This window comes from Methylibium rhizosphaerae (genome assembly GCF_006386545.1).
Taxonomy (GTDB): Bacteria; Pseudomonadota; Gammaproteobacteria; order Burkholderiales; family Burkholderiaceae_C; genus Pseudorivibacter; species Pseudorivibacter rhizosphaerae.
In genome coordinates, this window is the sequence record NZ_SWAR01000189.1 from 1 (window position 1) to 599 (window position 599).

The 599-nt window shown below is 69.3% G+C and carries 1 protein-coding gene; it reads right to left on the reverse strand.

The genetic code is table 11. The features are described from left to right. A partial coding sequence (locus E8D38_RS28050; RefSeq protein ID WP_140637640.1) for a hypothetical protein occupies positions 1-599 on the reverse strand: 599 nt, incomplete at both ends.

Sequence of the window (599 nt, forward strand, 5' to 3'; positions counted from 1 at the left end):
AGGCGGTTCACGTTGCCGAGCGCGTCGGTGCTGGCCACCATGCGGCCGAGCGCGTCGTATGTGGTGTGCTCGACGGCGCGCTTGTCGTCATCGCCTGCCGGCTTGTCCACCTGCACGAGGCGGTTGCCCCAGTCGTAGCTGTAGTGGGTGAGCCAGTAGCGGTTGCGTGGGTCGCTCACGCTCAGCAGGTTGCCCCAGCGGTCGAAGGTCTGGTGCACCACCGGCTGCTCGGACTGCGGCCGCAGCTGGTCGATCGCCAGCGAGTCCACATCGCCCGGGCTGCTCTTCAGGAAGCGACCCTGGCTCCGCACGAGATCCGCGCTCGCGAGGTCCTGCGGGCGCCGGTAGAGCACGCGGTACTCGTAGGCGCCTGCCGCCAGGCCACTGGTGTTGGCCACGATGGAGCGCCCGAAGTCGGCCACCTTGTCGCTTTCCAGCTGGGCCCAGTCGGCAGTGCCGAGCGCCCGGTACTCGAACACGAGGTCGCCGAAGCTGTCGTCGTTCACGTCGACCGCATCCGTCGCGCGCGGCACGACGAGCCGGGTGCCCTGGGTGATGGGCTGCGTGCCGTAGCCGATCTCCTTCCAGATCTCCCGGCC